The organism is Aquella oligotrophica (assembly GCF_002892535.1).
GTDB lineage: Bacteria > Pseudomonadota > Gammaproteobacteria > Burkholderiales > UBA11063 > Aquella > Aquella oligotrophica.
In genome coordinates this window covers 2,386,891-2,404,490 of sequence record NZ_CP024847.1, presented here as the reverse complement: position 1 = coordinate 2,404,490, position 17,600 = coordinate 2,386,891, and the positions used below count along the sequence as shown (strand labels likewise).

General features: G+C 35.0%; 14 protein-coding genes. 3 read left to right on the top strand and 11 right to left on the bottom strand.

Translation table 11 applies throughout. From position 1 onward, the window contains the following. Window positions 1–3: 3 nt before the first annotated feature. The gene (locus CUN60_RS10960; RefSeq protein ID WP_102952077.1) at window positions 4–1,488 is read left to right on the top strand and encodes a hypothetical protein; all 1,485 of its coding nucleotides are present in this window, start codon (window positions 4–6) and stop codon (window positions 1,486–1,488) included. Between the two features lie 303 nt (window positions 1,489–1,791). Here the strand turns inward: CUN60_RS10960 and CUN60_RS10955 are convergent, their stop codons facing one another. The 6 genes from CUN60_RS10955 to CUN60_RS10920 all read right to left on the bottom strand — a co-directional run bounded on the left by CUN60_RS10955 (window position 1,792) and on the right by CUN60_RS10920 (window position 11,666). Next, complete coding sequence (locus tag CUN60_RS10955) at window positions 1,792–2,574, bottom strand: sulfite exporter TauE/SafE family protein (RefSeq protein WP_102952076.1); 783 nt, start codon at window positions 2,572–2,574, stop codon at window positions 1,792–1,794. Between the two features lie 51 nt (window positions 2,575–2,625). Then, window positions 2,626–3,144: a hypothetical protein gene (locus tag CUN60_RS10950; protein WP_102952075.1), complete on the bottom strand. Its 519-nt coding sequence runs from the start codon at window positions 3,142–3,144 to the stop codon at window positions 2,626–2,628. Between the two features lie 39 nt (window positions 3,145–3,183). After that, on the bottom strand, window positions 3,184–3,717 hold the full coding sequence (locus tag CUN60_RS10945; protein ID WP_102952074.1) for an outer membrane beta-barrel protein: 534 nt from the start codon (window positions 3,715–3,717) through the stop codon (window positions 3,184–3,186). A 292-nt stretch (window positions 3,718–4,009) separates the two neighbouring features. Continuing rightward, window positions 4,010–7,222 carry an Ig-like domain-containing domain gene (locus CUN60_RS10935; RefSeq protein ID WP_102952072.1) on the bottom strand — a complete coding sequence of 1,071 codons (3,213 nt, stop codon included), beginning with the start codon at window positions 7,220–7,222 and terminating at the stop codon, window positions 4,010–4,012. Window positions 7,223–7,373: 151 nt separating this feature from the next. After that, entirely contained in the window at window positions 7,374–10,076 is a 2,703-nt protein-coding gene (locus CUN60_RS10930) for a COG1361 family protein (RefSeq protein WP_102952071.1), read from the bottom strand. A 570-nt stretch (window positions 10,077–10,646) separates the two neighbouring features. After that, window positions 10,647–11,666: a LysR family transcriptional regulator gene (locus CUN60_RS10920; RefSeq protein WP_158649400.1), complete on the bottom strand. Its 1,020-nt coding sequence runs from the start codon at window positions 11,664–11,666 to the stop codon at window positions 10,647–10,649. Window positions 11,667–11,929: 263 nt separating this feature from the next. Between CUN60_RS10920 and CUN60_RS10915 the strand changes: the two genes are divergently transcribed. Further along, window positions 11,930–12,667 (top strand): helix-turn-helix transcriptional regulator, encoded by a 738-nt coding sequence (locus CUN60_RS10915; RefSeq protein ID WP_102952068.1) that lies wholly within the window; start codon window positions 11,930–11,932, stop codon window positions 12,665–12,667. 18 nt (window positions 12,668–12,685) lie between these two features. Here CUN60_RS10915 and CUN60_RS10910 read toward each other — a convergent pair whose 3' ends face one another. From CUN60_RS10910 to CUN60_RS10900, 3 genes are all read right to left on the bottom strand, one after another. Next, entirely contained in the window at window positions 12,686–12,967 is a 282-nt protein-coding gene (locus CUN60_RS10910) for a hypothetical protein (RefSeq protein WP_102952067.1), read from the bottom strand. Between the two features lie 13 nt (window positions 12,968–12,980). Next, complete coding sequence (locus CUN60_RS13360; RefSeq protein ID WP_102952066.1) at window positions 12,981–13,373, bottom strand: pilin; 393 nt, start codon at window positions 13,371–13,373, stop codon at window positions 12,981–12,983. A gap of 313 nt (window positions 13,374–13,686) precedes the next feature. Continuing rightward, window positions 13,687–14,733, bottom strand: a complete 1,047-nt coding sequence (locus CUN60_RS10900) for an NHL repeat-containing protein (protein WP_102952065.1) — start codon at window positions 14,731–14,733, stop codon at window positions 13,687–13,689. Between the two features lie 183 nt (window positions 14,734–14,916). On the opposite strand from CUN60_RS10900, the gene CUN60_RS10895 reads away from it, so the two are divergent. Then, window positions 14,917–15,114 (top strand): hypothetical protein, encoded by a 198-nt coding sequence (locus tag CUN60_RS10895; protein WP_102952064.1) that lies wholly within the window; start codon window positions 14,917–14,919, stop codon window positions 15,112–15,114. A 127-nt stretch (window positions 15,115–15,241) separates the two neighbouring features. Here CUN60_RS10895 and CUN60_RS10890 read toward each other — a convergent pair whose 3' ends face one another. Next, window positions 15,242–16,246 carry an HlyD family secretion protein gene (locus CUN60_RS10890; RefSeq protein WP_102952063.1) on the bottom strand — a complete coding sequence of 335 codons (1,005 nt, stop codon included), beginning with the start codon at window positions 16,244–16,246 and terminating at the stop codon, window positions 15,242–15,244. A 140-nt stretch (window positions 16,247–16,386) separates the two neighbouring features. Continuing rightward, complete coding sequence (locus tag CUN60_RS10885) at window positions 16,387–17,379, bottom strand: YeiH family protein (RefSeq protein ID WP_102952062.1); 993 nt, start codon at window positions 17,377–17,379, stop codon at window positions 16,387–16,389. Window positions 17,380–17,600: the final 221 nt, after the last annotated feature.

Here is a 17,600-nt window from a genome sequence, read left to right as displayed (position 1 = left end):
AGCATGAAAAAAACATTATTTTTAGTTCTGGTAGCAGCCAGTTATAATTCATTTGCAGCTTTAGGCGATGCCCCTAGTGATAGCCGTCGCTCAGTACCGATTACCATGCGTGGTAACTCGCTTGATTTCAATTTTTATAATAATACTGATTGTGATGTAAAAATCGAAGCCAGTGGTTCAAATAGCTCCAATGTAATGTTTTTTAAGTATGATTTGCATATGCCGCAAACCATATCTATTCCTGCCCGTCAACGAATCTGTCAAGATTATGCTGCCTGTAATCATGAGGATAGTGGAAGGTTCTCTGGTAAAACTTTTGATGAATATATGAAATATGTTGATACACTGATTAAGGCCAATAAAAATATTGACGTGGTCTCGATGGATAAATATGGGATGTTACTGTTAAATACAGCTACAAGATATCCATTTATCGACACTTATTTTAAGGTAATACCAATAGAAAAAGGCTATTATGAAAATGCAATTAATGGAATTCGACAAAAATATAAGATTACGCTTAGCTGCCCACATTATAGTGCAACTTTTGATTATAAAATAGATTCTAAATATGATCCAGAATATGCGCCAGCAAGTGCAGCAAATGAGGTTGACTTAACCAATACAATAGGGGCGAGTTTGACCTTTATTGGCGGTGCGTTGGCTATTTTTGTTGCTTCCGGACCTATTGGAATAGCGGCCGGGATTTTTGCGGTGATAGGCGGAGCCTTCTGGTCTTATTCTGCTTTCAACCAAATGAATGGAAATATCAAGCCTGATTATTATACTCAGTTTACTCGCAATATTTCTTCTGTCCCATTAACAGTCCAGGGTACTCTGGAATTACAAAGTAATAATCAGATGGCACGATGCATTTCTGGAGAGTGTGACTATAAAAATTCAGACTTAATGGTACTAGAAACTAAAACTAGCAGTGGTTGGTCATTTAAGATAAATTCTCCAACTATCAATAATGTGCCATTTGGTGATATTTCATTTAATATTGATCCGACAAAGTATGGTGTAGTTAATTTTGTGTTTAATCAATGTAGCATAACAGGTGGCTGTACTAAAGCGACTACACCATTTAATCGCTATATGAGTAATGAGTCGCCAAGTTATACCGAGGAAGGTGGATGGTTCTCGAAGAAAAAAATCCGTCATGATAATCAATGGATCAAGCTAATTGATAGTCAAGGCAAGCAAATTCAGGTCGCAGATGATCGCTATTATCATTTGCAGGAAGATAGTGAGGGTTTCCGTATACAATTAGTAGAGTCTATGATTCCAAATGCTTCTAATCTTAGCTTCTATAGAGCAGATGTTGTTTGTAGTGATCAAGTTATTAGAAGTAGTACTAATGGTCAAATTGATGATTTACGTTTATGGCTATATCCCAAATGTAATAAAGGAAGTTATCTAAACGTTTTTTTATTAGATAAAACTCATAATGCAATGATTCATTACTTATCTCCGATAAAACAATGAGAAATTAATTTAATAATGAAAAGTTGAAGTTTCCGGTAAATAAAAGCTTTTAGAGGTTAAATTTTCATTATTTGAACTAATCTCCAATATTATAATCGATGTGTTTAGGGTGGTAATAGTTATCTATAATTTGGTATGATCTTTAACTTTGATGATATAATGACAGCTCTCTGTATCTGGACTTACCAAGGGAATAGTGAGGAAGTAAGCCAGATACAGGATTGTCAATCATGGTAAATGCATCGCAATTACCCATGAACTTTGCTAACAGAGATATTTACATCTTGTTAGCCATAAAATATGCTAAACCAAAATGCTCAATATGGCTATAAATAGTAAGCCAATATATATTTTTGCATGTAATTGATCGCTTATCTTTCCTGCAAGATGCGTACCAATAGGTACTCCAATAAAGCCACAAATCGAAAGAATGATTACCCCTGGCAGATAAATAAAACCAAGATACATGTGGTCAGGGTTAATATTTGTCTTCTCACCAAGGATAATATATATAATAGTAGCAATTATTGCCACTGGTAAGCTTAATGGGTTGGCTAAAGCAACAGCATGCTTCATACTTAGCCCCAATTTACGCATTAAAGGAACGGTAAGTACACTGCCTCCAACTCCAAGTGCACTGGCAATAATGCCTATACCCAATCCATTCCAGATTTTTTGTTGAGTAGAAAGAGTTTTGCTGCTTGCTTTTTGCTGGATAAATTCCTTTTTTGTTAGACAGTCATAAATCACATAGCTTATATATGCCACGAAAGTATATTTAACCACTTTATCACCCAGATGACTTGCCAATGCTGCCCCAAAAATACTTCCTATGCCAATAAAATACGCTATCGGTGTTACCCACGACCATAATATATTTCCTGCTCGATTATGACGGTAAATCGCATTTATTGAATTAATTATCATGATGCTAGTTGATGTGGCAACTGCAATCTGCATAGCATGTGGATTATTCCCAACCATATGGTAGATTAGTGGTACGATTACAAACCCTCCACCAAAACCAAACAAACTAGCAGTCATTCCGGTGAGGACTCCAAAAAAGACTAATATAAAATACTCCATGAATTTTGCCTAAAAGATTGATATAAATTTTATGTTCTTGTAAATAATCTACTAATGCAACTTAAATGGCAGTATTTTTGCTGGTGAAGGTGAATACTCATACGAGTGATCTGCTAATAGCTCAATACTTATATACGATTGCTTAAATGGAAGAACTGATGCCTGATAATCGCTCCCTGAGCTATTGCGTAAACTAGTTATATTAATTGCAATAACGGCACTATTTTTATTGGATGAGTAGAGGATGTAGCACATTGCATCGTGAGAATTACATTTGATATCTTTTAGTTTGACATCTTTGGATATATCTCTATCTAACATTACTGCATAAGGAGTCAATGAGCTGGCATTTTCACCAATATTAATTACTAGTGCCTGCTCAGTATTCCCTATAATTTGCTTTTCAGGAACAATGAAATAGTTATCCAACTTAGCATATAAATGTTTATTTAGACTACAACTTTTATCAATTTCGCAATCAGCCATTGGTTTTATCAGTGTATAACTGGTAGCAGATACTGCCCCACAAAAAATTATTGATGTAAAGAAGATGTTAAAATAATTACGCATTTTATAGTTTCACCTTTTTAATAGACCGACTTACGGTCGCTAAAAATTTATTTGAATCCCACCCAGTAATAAATTAACAACTCCAGAGGATTGCGAACCTATTCCAAGTGGTATATAAGCATTATCTTCCAAGTGTAGTTCAAGGTTTTGAGTGATGCTATAACCTAATCCAACCCCGATTAGACCAACTGCACTAATCTCATTGTTGCAACTATTATTGTTATTTGTACTGTTTGTCCAATTCATACTACCAAGCCCTCCACCAATTCGACCATAAAGATTCAGATCTCGGGCTGGACGCAAAATCCCCTTGGCTGCCACATTCATAAAAACATTATTGCCCTGATTGCCATTGTATTGAGTACCTACAAGCATCGCATAACCACCATCCAGAGCAAAGTATGGGTTAAACTCGTAGCCAGCATTTAGGGTGGTGGCAAATGTGGCGTTTTGATCCAAAAATTGCTGGGTGCCGACCCCCGCATTGACATTCAAATAAGCACTGGCGTTAGCTGCGGGTATTATTGACCACAAGCTGGCGGCTATCATACTGATAATATAACTCTTCTTCATAATTCCTCAAAGATAGCTTTATTAGCTATTAAAATTGATTTGCTCCCAGTAATGCTCATATGCAAATTGCATCGCATCATGTAAGCGGTTAAATTCTCTACATATTTCATTTGTATGATCTGTGGCTCTTATCCTAAGTTGAAACCTATAGCCAACCACTCTGATTGTATATTCAAAATTACAGTTATTAGTCGTGGCTATATAATCAACAGCAGATACTGACCTCCATTCAAATACTCTCAAATATTTCATAATTACCCCTTTAATTATGTTTATTGAATAGGTCTTTGAATTATTGTGTTACACAAAATAAAGATAATGTTGCCCCACATTGTGCTGATCCAAAACTATTCCATTGTGCGGTGCTGTATTTTGAACTTCCAGTTGAAGCCCAAGCAACCCCAGTCATAGTCCAGTTCGAACAATCTCTATCTGGATTTGCTGCTGAACCATACCATGTTGTAGCATCTTTGTTGATGTCAATAGCTGACTCTAATGAACCATCGCTTCTAAAAGTATTATTATCAAGAGCGGTACCGACAAAATCATCATAGACATTAAAATATCTCGCGCCTTTTATTGTTGGTCGTGATAGTTCAAGCAACGCTTTAGCGGTGGTGCCAGTTGGTGCTTCAGCTTGACACTTTTGATTTGCTCCACTAACCCCACCAAGGTTTCCTGTGTATTTATTTTGAGTGACGTAGATTAATCGCGCCACCTCATAATCTTGGCTAACTGTAACAATACTCCAAGCAGTAACTGTTAATGTTTTTTTACCTGTATATGAATCTGCTACCATGTTTGAGCTGCATTGCTGACTTGCATTTTTTGAATCATATGTTGCACAAGTTTGACCGCTTTTTGGTCTACCAATGTTAATATCGTTACCACCAAGATTAGGGTTATACAAGTTTGTGAAGTTTAATAATATAGTTTTAGATGCATCCTTAATCTGGACAAAACTCTCAATCGTAAAAGTTGGATTAACTATAGCAATATTTTGCCATGGAGATTTTGGTAGTTCAATACTGTAAATGTTTTGTGAATTATCGGTATAAATGTTGTATCCCCATGTAAAATTAAAATCAAAATTAGCTGGATTTCTTCTTACATTACCGGGCAATCTGTAGCTTATGCTACAGTATTGATTATATGCCAGCTTTTGCTGGCAGGTATCAGATACTAATATCATGTCTAGCTGAGTTAATTTGCTTTTCGTTGTATTATTAAGTTCAATTTTATCAATAATCCGAGTCATATCTTGATTTCTAAAACCAAGACTAAGCCTTATTTCAGTTGCTGAACCCCCAGTGTCATCAGTATTATCATAAAGTATCCCGTTGATTACTTTTGCAAAGCTAGATCTAACAGTTCCTTGCGTTTGTTCTACTTTAGGGGCATTTCCGTTATTGGTAGCAAAACTTGATAAAATTGTTTTGCTATTATTTCCAACTGGATTTCCTGCTTTATCCTTAATTTGTGTTTCATCAATAATCAGATTGTACTGGACTTTTTTTGCAAGCTCATTACCATTGCTCAAAATGACGCGTACCATGCTTTCGCCACTTTCAATCCGTGTGCTTATTCCTGTAAACTTAACTTTACCAATATCGCTCTCCAGATAAATCGAGTTTGTATTGATGGTACTTGTATCCATGGCTTCACTAAATCGCACAAAAATATCCGGGTTAGTAGTTGATACGTTGCTTTGCCCGTTTGTCGGAGCAAAATTAATGATAGTCGGAGCAGTAAAATCTCCAGTTGTAAAGCTTCCCACTATGTAGTGGCTATCATTTCCAAGTGGTTTACCATTCTGATCCATAATAGCTGTTTGATTTATTACTATTTTGTACTGAGTGTTTTCTTTAAGGGTGGTGTCTGGTTTAAGTGATATATGCTGATCAGTGATCGCTACACCTGATTCAAGTGTAACCTTTTCCCCAGCATTTGTTTCAAGCTCGATATTTGGGCTAATCATGCTGTCAAGCTTAACTGGTTTATTAAAAAATAATTCAAGCTCAGTATTGATTCGAATGTTGTTAGCCTCATTTAATGGACGAAAATCTGTGAGTGCTAACTGGGTTTTATCGGTAACTTCCACCTTTAATGGTAAGCTCACAAAGTTATAGTGTTTAGTTGTTTTTATAGAATTATAACCTTCGGTAGATAAGTAAATAATTCCGCTCTCATTCCAGTTACTTACTGCATCTATCTGAGCTGTTATTTGGCAGCTACTACCTGCGGCAAGAGTGTCCTTGCAGTTGCTTGTTACAGTATTTATTCCCACTGTAGATTGTAGCTGTGTACTCCTCAGTATATTCTGTATCCCCTCAAGTGATAAGTCACCGATATTGTTGAGAATAAATTTAACTTGAGCAACATTGCCACCATCGATATTCAGTTTTGATATTTCAGGTGCTATCCGTAGTGATGGTTGTTTAGTATCTCCGATATATGCCAGACTATGAGCTTCACGTATTTCATTTATTCCATTATTGTAACTGAGGTATAGTACCCTTACGTCAGAGCCATTTTTATCTAGTACAGTTAGCTGATAATTACAACTGGCTCCAGCTTCAAGATCACCCCCTTGAATGCAGCCATTTTCACTGTCTGGGCTTATCATGATTTTATTTGCATTGTCTGCAATTAGATTGATGTTAGTAGCAGTTGAAACACCATTATTGTATAGGGTAAACTTACCGATAGTTGTTTTTGTTAGGTCTAAAACTCCACTATTACTAACAAGGAGATTAGCTTTATTTTCAGGGCTAACCATAATCTGCATTACTGGTTGTTCTGTATCTTCTGCAAGATACATACTTGTTCGTTTGTCCATTATCATATCTGCTAGTTTAATCTCAATTGGGAGAACCTGATTTGCTGCCAAAATTAATTTATTATCCTTTATACCATTTACAATTTGACTACTAGTATTATCCATTTCAAGTTTCCCTGAATAGCCTTGATTTATTAGCGGATTAAAAGCATAAACAGTTGCGTATGGATGGCTACGATCAAGTTGAATCAATGGATTGCTAAAGCTTACTCTCTGATAGTTATGCCGATCAATGTATTGGTAGTTAAGTAGTTGTTTAGTTTGTTTACCATTGTATTCTGCGACAAGTAATGCACTTCCTGCATCGCTAGGGTTTAGCTCTGGAGTAGTGAACTTTAATAAACAACTTCCGCCAGGGGCAATTTCACTACAGGTTTCCTTGTTATCGAGCTCAAGTTTGTAATCTGTGGTGCCATTAATCACATGGTAATTGATATTATTTATTGTTATGCTACTCAAGTTATGAATGTAAACTCCACTATTGGTAGATTTTCCATTTATAACTGGAATTGTTCCGACAGTATCAATCAAAATTTGTCTATCTAGAAATTGGTTATTGTCATTAGGCTGCTTATTACCTGTACAGGCGGTTATTCCTAGGAATATAGTTCCGATAAATAAGCTTTGTAATAACTTTTTATTAAGTTGACTTATAAAAAATTTCATTTAAACACCCTAAACTTCATTAAGTTGATAGATTCAGGAATTATAACAATCTAATGTCAAGTCTGAATATAGCTATTTATAGAAGTCATCGTTCTATATTTAGGTAATAAAAATGACTGCGTAATGCAGTCATTTTTATCTAAAGTAGATTTTAGATACTACACTGAGGAGCAGTGTACTGGAAACCAAAGTATGCTGGCATTACTGTTTTAGCAGGAGCATTTTCTACTGACAGGAAGTTATCAATAGTGATGTCACACAGATAATCAGGCATTGGTAAGGTTATTTGTGGGCTACCTTGATTTAAATCACAGCTAACTGAGTAATATCCCATCCCATCACCATAATCCTCTTCCAGAGTACTAGTACAGCCGCTTGACACAGTCGGAGCTGCAGTTAAGAACTGATCTAATACAAATTTTGGATTTGCTGTAGCAGGTAATAAACTACTGTTTGCTATAGATAGATCTAGAGTTATTGAAGTTCCTACCTGTGCAGCACCAAAAGTTGCCTGCGGCTGTGAGTAATTTACATAAATTGTTCCATTACCTGGTTGTGTAAATGATTTGTCATCAATTTTCCAGCTAGTTTGCGGTTTTTCGAAGCTAATATCCATTTCTGAGGTAGCTCCTGGTACGTCTGCTAGTGTTGCTGGATCAATTATTAATACCAATTTACAACTGCTATGGGCATTCAAATCAGAAACACTAGTTCCTGTAGCGCAGGTTGTTTCTTCTGGGGAAATAATATATCCTGAAGGAATAGTATTTGTATTTACATTGAAATTATTCATATCAACCGCAGTATTATTATGATACTCAATTGTAATTTTGCTTCCTTCAACAGTTGAGTTAGTTGTAAATGGATCAGCTTGTGTTCCGCTACCATTTGTGTTTTCACCACTTGGGTCATCAACAACAACACTGCTATTATGACCTGTTAGTTCGTAATCTGTTGTTTTTTGAGCATTTCTTTCTGCATCACTAGTTCCACCTTTGTAATTTAGCTCTAGTGTAGCAGTACCGGTTTGAGATGCATTATAGTCTAAGGGAGCAGGTCCATATTTTACGGTTATTTCACAACTAGCATCCTTGGCTAGGTCACTACTACAACCATTAACATCTATCACTGGTTTTGGGTCATTGGCTGAAGTATCAATAAGATTTGCGCTCAAGTTAGTTGCTTTTACATTACCATCATTTTTAATTGAGAATGTTTTACTTACAGTGCTAACTCCATCAGCAACTAATACCATAACATTATTAGAGGCACTAATAGACAATAATGGTTCACCATTAATAGTGTATTTTATTGGTAATGATGCAAAGTTATAACTTTTACCGTTATAGCTACCTGCAATTGTATAAAAACTATTACCGATGCCATGTGCTGATTTAGGCTTAAATCTTCTTTCAATTTGGCAACTACTGCCTGGATTGATAGTTGTAGTACAATTATTAGTTACTTCCTCCCAGTCAGTTATACTAGCATTACTAAGTCTTGCTGAGTAACTTGCTGATTGTAGTGGAGCTTTACCAATATTCTGAATAGTGTAGGTTACTATCTCTTCTGGTGTACTCGCTGCATCATAGGTTACCGAACTTGTGTTTGGTGTGGCCTTAATTGAGGGAACTGCCTTATTATTTACCCAGTAGATTGTTTGTGAAGCAATTTTTTCACCTTTATAACGATACTCTACTAAAGCATTGCCTGAGTTATAGTCAGTTACAGAGAATTTCACCTGACAACTATCAGTTGCACCTTGAGCTAAATGACTATTTGAGCAGTTATTGTCGATAATCAGATTAGTGTGACTATCACCACTAATAGCAACAACTTCAATGCCGCTATCAGCATCCGCACTACCATTATTGATAATATTGACAATATTGTCTTGAGTGCTTGGTGCTTGCATTATAGCAGCCTGACCAACGATAAAACTTACTTGATTACTTAGTGGGTCGATACTAATTGAAGCTGGATTGCCCGTATTTACAGAGTCAGCTCTTAGTGCTGATTTATTTATTACAGTTCCATTATCCCATTTAGCATATGTTTGAAATGATAATGGTTTGTTGCTTTGACGCTCCAATTCCATTTCAACTGGAATAATTTGCCCCACAGTAACTTGTTGTTTAGCAACAAAGCCGCGAACCACTTTGAAACCCGCATAATTGATTGATTTGGCAATTTCTACATTATTAAAGACTGTACCGGGTTTACCTGTGGCATACAGATAGCCTACAATATGACGGGCTTTAGTTTGTGGCATTGCAACAGAGGTGTTACCTAGTAGATTTATGCTGTTTTTAGAGCTTGCATCAACATAAGCATAGTTTACTAATTGATGTGTTTTTTTCATTGTTCCATTCTGCTTGTAATTCATTTCTACTACACTTGTACCACTGTCTGCAAACTCAAGTACAGGAGTAGTAAAGCTGATAGTACAGTAACCACCAGCCGGAATTGACGTACACTTAGAGGTGTCATTTAATGACAGTTGGTTCTGAACGTCATTTGCTGCGAGTGATTTTTTCGCTGATTTTTGGGCTAATTGGTTAGCCTGTTTTATTTTTGAGTTAGCTTTAGTTTGCTTCGTTGTCGAGCTATTTCTTACATTAAAGGTAAGGTTATCAATGAGGGTAGTTCCATAGTTATGAATATAAAGAACACCTTTAGTACTTGAGCCATTAAGACTTGGTACAGTTGTCATTGCATCTATGCTTACTGCTTGCTCTTTTGTCAGCGGAGCAGGTTGTGGGGTGCTATTGCTGCTATTGGCGCCACCACCTTGGCTACAACCAAGCATGCTGCTAGCCATTAGCAAGAGCATGATTCTTTTTCTATTTTGCATGATTCTTCCTTGAAAAAATTAAAAATTTAATAATCAGATGATTAATATTTATCTTTAACTGTATAATCAATCTTATTTAAAAAGTTAGCCTAGTTTAGATAATTACTCATAATCTGTTTATAAACTAGCGATTATAAATGTAGCTTCCTAAGTTTGGATATAGCTATTAATAGAAGTCTGACTTCCTATTTTTAGATGTATAAATAATTATTAGGTTCATGGATTAAAATTGGTTAGGAATAATCCGCTTTGGTTGTCTAGCTACATACTATATTACAAAAAAGAGCATATTCAGCTCCATAACTACGATGCTGAAATGGCAATTCAGGAGCTGAAAAAGGCTCAAAAAAGTGAAATGATGTCTATGAATCACACAATTTATATAGAACTTGCGTGCCTAAATTATTTCTACATTAAGTTGTTGATTTGTTTTGTAGTGAATTTACAAATTTAATTTAATTCTCTAATTTAACTAGAGAGTAATATTTGTTAAAATTTAGTAATGCCAATGGTTACATGAAATTATCAATTTGTCGATGCGTAAGTTCTATTATATATCTGTGTATTATTTCACCGTAGTCTGAAAGAGTAAGTATTAGGCTCGAGCCCCCTATTGTTTGCAGTAGTAGTTAATAAATTTAATCTGCTGTTTTTAGTAATGTCTTTTTGAAGGTGTAGTTTAATACTGTTATCTTGTTCTTTGTTTTCTGGAAGGCTACAGCTGTATAAAAATTCTTTGACAATCTCATGTTTCATACTGGTTTCATGATTTGCTTGAATCAGATAATACTTAATCTTACCGAAATGAAACTCTGGCAATACTCTAGTTAACGCACCTGACTTTAACTCTGCTTTAATTGCGAACTCGGGAATAAAAGCCATAGTATCGCCTAGTTGTAGTAAATCTAACGTTGCATTCCAACAGTTAAGATTTATAATGCCATTTCCAAGGGAAATTTTCTGATTAATATGACTATTTTCACCATAAGCTAATAGTTGCTTCTCATTTTCGGCTGTTGTTATAATCTTATGCTCAATCAGGTCGTGAAGATTTTTAATTTCATTATTTCTGTCAATATAATTTTTTGTTGTAACTAAAATAAGTTTACTTTCAAATAACACTCTCAGTATATGATATGGCTTACTTGGTGGTAGGTGATTTATTATCAAGTCATAATTATTAAAATAATTCAATTCTTCTTCATTTGCTGTTAAATATGATAGTCTTAGTTTAATTTCAGGGTAATTAGATACAAATTTTGATATCTGATTGTTGATATATATCTTAGCAAATAAAGGGGGTAAAATAACTTTTACTTCTCCGCAAACTGCTTTATTTAATGCGCTAAAATCATCAAGTTTATTTTGTAACGAGGAAAATGAATTTTTAAACATTTTATATGCTACCATTCCGGTGTCGGTTAATTCCATTTTGCGTGTATTTTTCTTAAATAGACTTACTCCTAGTGAATTTTCAAGGTTTTTCATCCTGCGGCTAATTTTTGATTGATATAAATTTAATTTATTCGTTGCTTTACTATAACTACCGCAATCAACTATATTTATAAACAATGATAAATCATCAAACATTTCTTTTCCCCTAGAAAAATACATTGAAAGGTATTTTTTATTGAACGGTTGTGGTATCATAGTATCTTAGTAATTTTTTCTAAGATTATTACTACACGTTCCTTTTTATGAGAGACGTATTCTAATAAAATAAACTTTAGCGTTGTGGCTTTTAAAAAAGCCTACCGATTGTAGAGTGGTCTGGTGTCGTTAATCTGGGATTGATTTCCAAGTATTTGTATACTAATTTAGTATTAGAGTAATCAGTACAAGTGAGGTTAATAATGTCTTATGATGTATCCACCAACTTAATTAAAACATTCCCATATCTATTTTGTAATAAGAATGAAATAAATTTTCTAATTGACGTAGGTTTTAATATTCTAACGATTACAGAACCATCTTTAGGTGTCTGGACTAATGCAGATGACATTAAGCCAGAAGATATTATTGGCAAAAACCTATATGATGAGTTTTTTCTACAATATAATGTCTACAAAGAAGATCTTGATCTTATCTCGCATAAATTATCTGGTAAAGACAGCTTTCAATATATTGGGATCAATTTTCGGCGTAAAGAACGATACCGAGTATTGGTTTTCGAATATAACAAACTAGTTGATGGCACTTTAATTCACGCTCGTGGTTATGTACCAAAACAACCATTAAATTGGTATTATTTGCAATCCCTTCAAATAACAAGGACAGCTCCAGCTGAGACTGATGACCCAGCCTTAAACTTAAATATAGCCGATGCAAATGGTCTAATTGCCCGAGAGCAGGAAGTGTTATTTTTAATGTTTCACTTTCATTCATATGAAGAAATTGCCTGTGTGATTAATCTGTTTTATGAGCAAAAAACCACAGCGAATGCCATTGGCAAACTGGTTAGAAGAAGTCTTTATGAGAAGCTTAATGTAGTAAACCTACCCAGTCTGAAACAAAAGGCGTATACACTTAAATATCACTTAAATGTTCCCAAGTCGCTATTTCCAGAAATATTGATCGAAATTCCCGATTAATTATTCTTTAGCATGGACCTATGATCCTATATATTGCCCATTACACCAAGGAGGACACATAGATCCGCCACCGCCTTCCGCTGGTGGAGGTGGTGGCGGTGGCGGAGATGCAGTTGGGTTAGGAGTAGGTGGTGCTGGTGTTGGACTACTGCCAGTACTTGAGCAGCTAGACGGTAAATATTGACTCGAAATATCTGGTGAAGTGCATGCCCAGACGATAGCTCCACTAGCATTAGCCTCTGGTAAATGTAAGCTAGAAAATAATGCCAATAAGCTGGCAAAAATAATTTTTTGATTCATTTTAGGTGTCCTTTTAATTCGAACTAGGGGTAAATACGATACTGCCAGTTTGATTGCTACCATATAATAAAGATACTGTGATTACGCCATTGCTAGCTATGCTTACACCTGTTACATAGTTACCAGTATTGCTTGCATTTATCCCTGCTTGAGCCAGTGTTGCTGGATAAACACCATTGGTTTGATAATATTCCGCAACACTTAGCGCTGCCATTCGGGCAAAATGATACCCCTCACTGATTTGAGCGCGTTTTACATATATGTCATAAGCTGGTATTGCAATCGCTGCCAGTATTCCAAGAATTGCTACAGCAATCATTAATTCAATTATCGAAAATCCTTTGGTTTTTGGTGATGAAATTATTGTACTGTGATGATTTGGGTTGTTTTTGATATGTTTCAGCATTTGATCTTCCGTAATTAATTTTTACCAGAGTGCGAGCTAAGCTAAGTCTAAATGTTTTGCTATAGCAGAAAGAGGTCATATGTTTTTTTATAGTATCTTAGGTGTCAATTGTAATAAATAGCCATGCTTATTTGATATAGCTATTTTTAGAAAGTCACTTCCTATTTTTAGGTGTTGACTATTTTTATACTAGACTGCATTAGTAGGTGAGGAGTACGTATTTTTTATGAGGATGTTTGATCTTGGAGGATCGTGATTAGAAAGGGGAGCTTATATAAAAAAACCTCACGGTTTTCCGTGAGATTTTTTCAATTTATCGATTCAGATAAGCAATATATAAATTCCCGTTAGTATTAAAGTATAGATTATCAGAATTTAACTGATACATCGTACAATTATTGAAAGAACCATCATTACCAATGTTACATGCATTTAGGAATGTTCCCTTTTGTTGTACTTCTTGTGTGATTATATTGTAATTTTCATAGTAATCAATAAAATACCCATTATTAACATTGTCAGTAGTTAAGGTATAGATTGATGCTGAGGTTGGTAATGCACCAATGAATCCACCTAGCAGATATGAATTAGAGCACGAAGACACAGAATTTGAATTTGAGAAAGTACAGCCATAAATACCTCCACCAAGTAATCCAAGTGAGACTATTGAATTGCTATACGCTCCATAAAGTAAATTTTGTTGATTATTATAGTATATTTGGAATGGACTTCCAATTAACATCCCGGGGCTACTTGACTCAAAAGAAACTTGAGTACAGCCACTAAGGTTGTTTAAATCACAGGTGTATAATGAAGTTAAAATTGGTGAAGTAAGTCCATATAACTGATTACCATTCGCAGTTATTGAAGAAAAACTGACTATAGTAACAAAGTTGTTGCAGCTAGAAAACTGCCCATTACTCTCAATATTACATTGAGCGATAGTTCCATTTTGATTTGCTACATATGCTAAATTATTCTGAATTAGTATTGATGAGGGTGAGGAAAACCAGTTTTGATTATTACCTAATTGGATGCAAGAATTTAGCATTCCGTTAGAATCAACTGCACATTCGGTTACTGAGTTATTCTGATTGGTAATATAGGCATAGTTTCCAGCATTATCAAATGCTATTGCGGTTGGAGATTCAAAAAGCCCATTGCCATTTATTGTCTGACAATTGTTAAAATTTACCTGATTGCCACCTACCGGACATTTTTGGATACTATTATTACCTAGTATCATATAGACTGAACCAGTATAGTTAGGGCTGCTTCCTGAGCTACCTCCGCCATTGCAGGCAAGTAATCCCAACGAGCAAAGTAGTAATAGCATACTATTTTTCTGATTTGTTCTCATAATAACCTCTCTAGCTATAAGTAATTCATATTAGCATATCATTAATAATTTTAGCAACACCAATTTAGTGGAGTTATTTTGCATTTTTGGAAAATTGATTATCCATAAATACTACTGTATTTGTGTTTTGAAATAGACTATAGTATTTTCCTGAGCTATAATAAATAAAGGGAATAAGAAGATATGCGTAAACCAAATGAGGAAGGGGTTCCAAATCTGGAATTAATCTGTGATTATTTAAATGCTAATACATTATTTTCTGAAGCACATCGAAAACTGCTGAAATTAATGCGTGTAAGTTTGATTAGTGGTGGCCGAGCAATTCAGGATGAAGATGAGCTGAAAAATATGAAAAAGCGGATTTATGTTAGACGTAGATAACTTTTGCTAATGATTTGATTGAACAAATTCAAATTAGCGAATTTAGTATCTCTTTAAAAATTATAAGTCAATTGCTAAACTGGCTTAAATTTCACTTTCTGATAAATTAAGTCAGGTTTAAATGATTCTATTTTTTGGTTGAGACATAAACATATGCACTTGATCCCGGGTTTAACGGATAGTTTGGGTCTGGGTCAAGAATCTTTATCTGTACTGGAAAGCGTTGTGGCAATAATAGCCATTCATTTTCATTCTGGACTTTCTGGATCTGGCTTTTAGGAGCAGTTGTCTGCCGCTCTGCTGCCCATAGTGTATTTACTATTTCTCCATGAAAGATCTTATCAAAGTAATACATGCGTAACATGATATAGACTTTATCTCCAACCCGAACATTTCGCAGGTCAGTTTCATTAAAGTTTGCCTGAATATAATAATTTGACGTATCTATAAATGAAAATATTGGTTCATGAATTTTGATTGGGGTATTTGGTGATACGTACATATTATCAATTACACCATCAGCAGGCGCTCTGACTGTTGTTAAATCAAGATTTACCTTTGCGTCATCCATTTTTGCTTTTAGACTGGCAACAGTCTGATTTTGCTCTTCAATCTGGGCTTTTAATACTTCAACTTCTTGTTTTAACGAGTTAAGCCGATTTGCCAATGTTTCTACATCATAGCCAAGTTTACGAATTTCAAGTTGGGGAACAGCCTCAGCAACGCTAATATCTTTCTTTAAACCTAGTTCGTACTTTGCTTTATCCAGTTCTGCTTGCGTTGATTTAATTAATGCGTTAGTTTTATCGATTTGTTTTTGTAGTACCACGATTTTTTTTAATGCTTGCTGGTAGTTAGCTGTAGCCTGTGCTAATGCCAAGCGATATGGCTCCTGATAAACTACAAATATCGGGTCGTTCTTTTTTACGGGCTGACCATTTTTTACATGGATATCGGTAATAAATCCGGAAACATCAGCAGCAACCGGGGTTATATTAGTCACCACAAAAGCGTTGTCTGTAAATGGAATCATATATGAAAAAACATGATAGATCCCAATTATTGCAGCAATGAGGATCACAATAATTGGCAGGTTTAATTCATTGTGCATTAATTTAAGAATTTTTAGCATTATTGTTGTTACCTGAGGCTATCTGATTTGTTAATTTCAGTAATTTTACATTATTTATAGCCACAGGTTACAAAAATATTAGCAGATATTGAGATACTGCGATAGTGGTTGAAATAAAGCCTATCCTATTTGGAAAGAGCTTAATGTAATAAATGAAGCTTCAATGCTGCAAGTACCAAGCAGGAAACAATTACCCATAGTGATACTGCTTGAATAAATACTTTTGCGCCCACGGCTTTGATGTTTTTAAATGAAACATTATAGCCAATTAAAAATAATGCAATTACAAATAGTGATTCACCAAACTCTTTTAAATGACTTCCTATTGGCTGTAATCCTGGTACTATCGTTACCAACAGAGAAGCTAAGATGAACCATAAGATAAACCATGGTTTTTTGGTTTTTCCAGTATGTGCTTCTTCATGATTTTTTCTCGAGTAGATTGCAGCGATGATTAGACTAACTGGGATTATCCATAATGCTCGAACTAGTTTAACTGTTGTGCCTACCATTAGCGCTTCTGAACCATAAGCAAGGCAACTACCAACAACTGAAGATGTATCGTGAATTGCAAGTGCGGAAAGTAATCCAAACTCATTTTGCGTAAGATGTAAATGGTGGCCAATTATTGGAAATAAAATCAAGCCAACTGCATTTAGTAAAAATATCGCACCCATGGCTACGGCTGTCTCTGCATGATTGGCACGAATAACCGGAGCTATTGCCGCAATTGCGCTACCACCACAGATAGCAGTGCCAGAACTAATTAGCATTGAAATTTTATCTTGATTCTTGAGCCATTTTCCGATTAGTAGTCCAAGGCATAGTGTTCCACCGATACTAATTACCGTATAACCGATTCCTGCCATTCCTGCTTTTAAAATATTGCTTAAATTAAAGCCAAAACCAAGAAAAATGATTGCATAACTAAGAACTTTGCTTGACCATAATTTTGAATAATGGGCTATCGCATCATCATTCTGGATTGCTGTCAAGATAATTCCAGCTAATAGGGCAATTCCTGGTAAAAAATGCTTGAAACTGAAGTTGCTAAAATTTAACCCCAATAATATTAGGATAATGAAGACAAATAATAGTGTATTTAATTTTGATTTGGGTTTTAAATTACTCATGATGCCCTATTGGAAAATTTAAAGTTCGCGATTTTAGCAAATATTATGTTATTAATGCAATAGATAAAATATCTACTATATTCCCATAATTAAATTTAAGACAAAGGCTTTATTCTTCTCTAGGAGCTAGACAATTGATTATGAAAGAGGGGTAGTGAATCTTTACAGGCATAATATTGGCTTTAATATTAATCATCAGAGAACGGCTAAAATAGTATAAT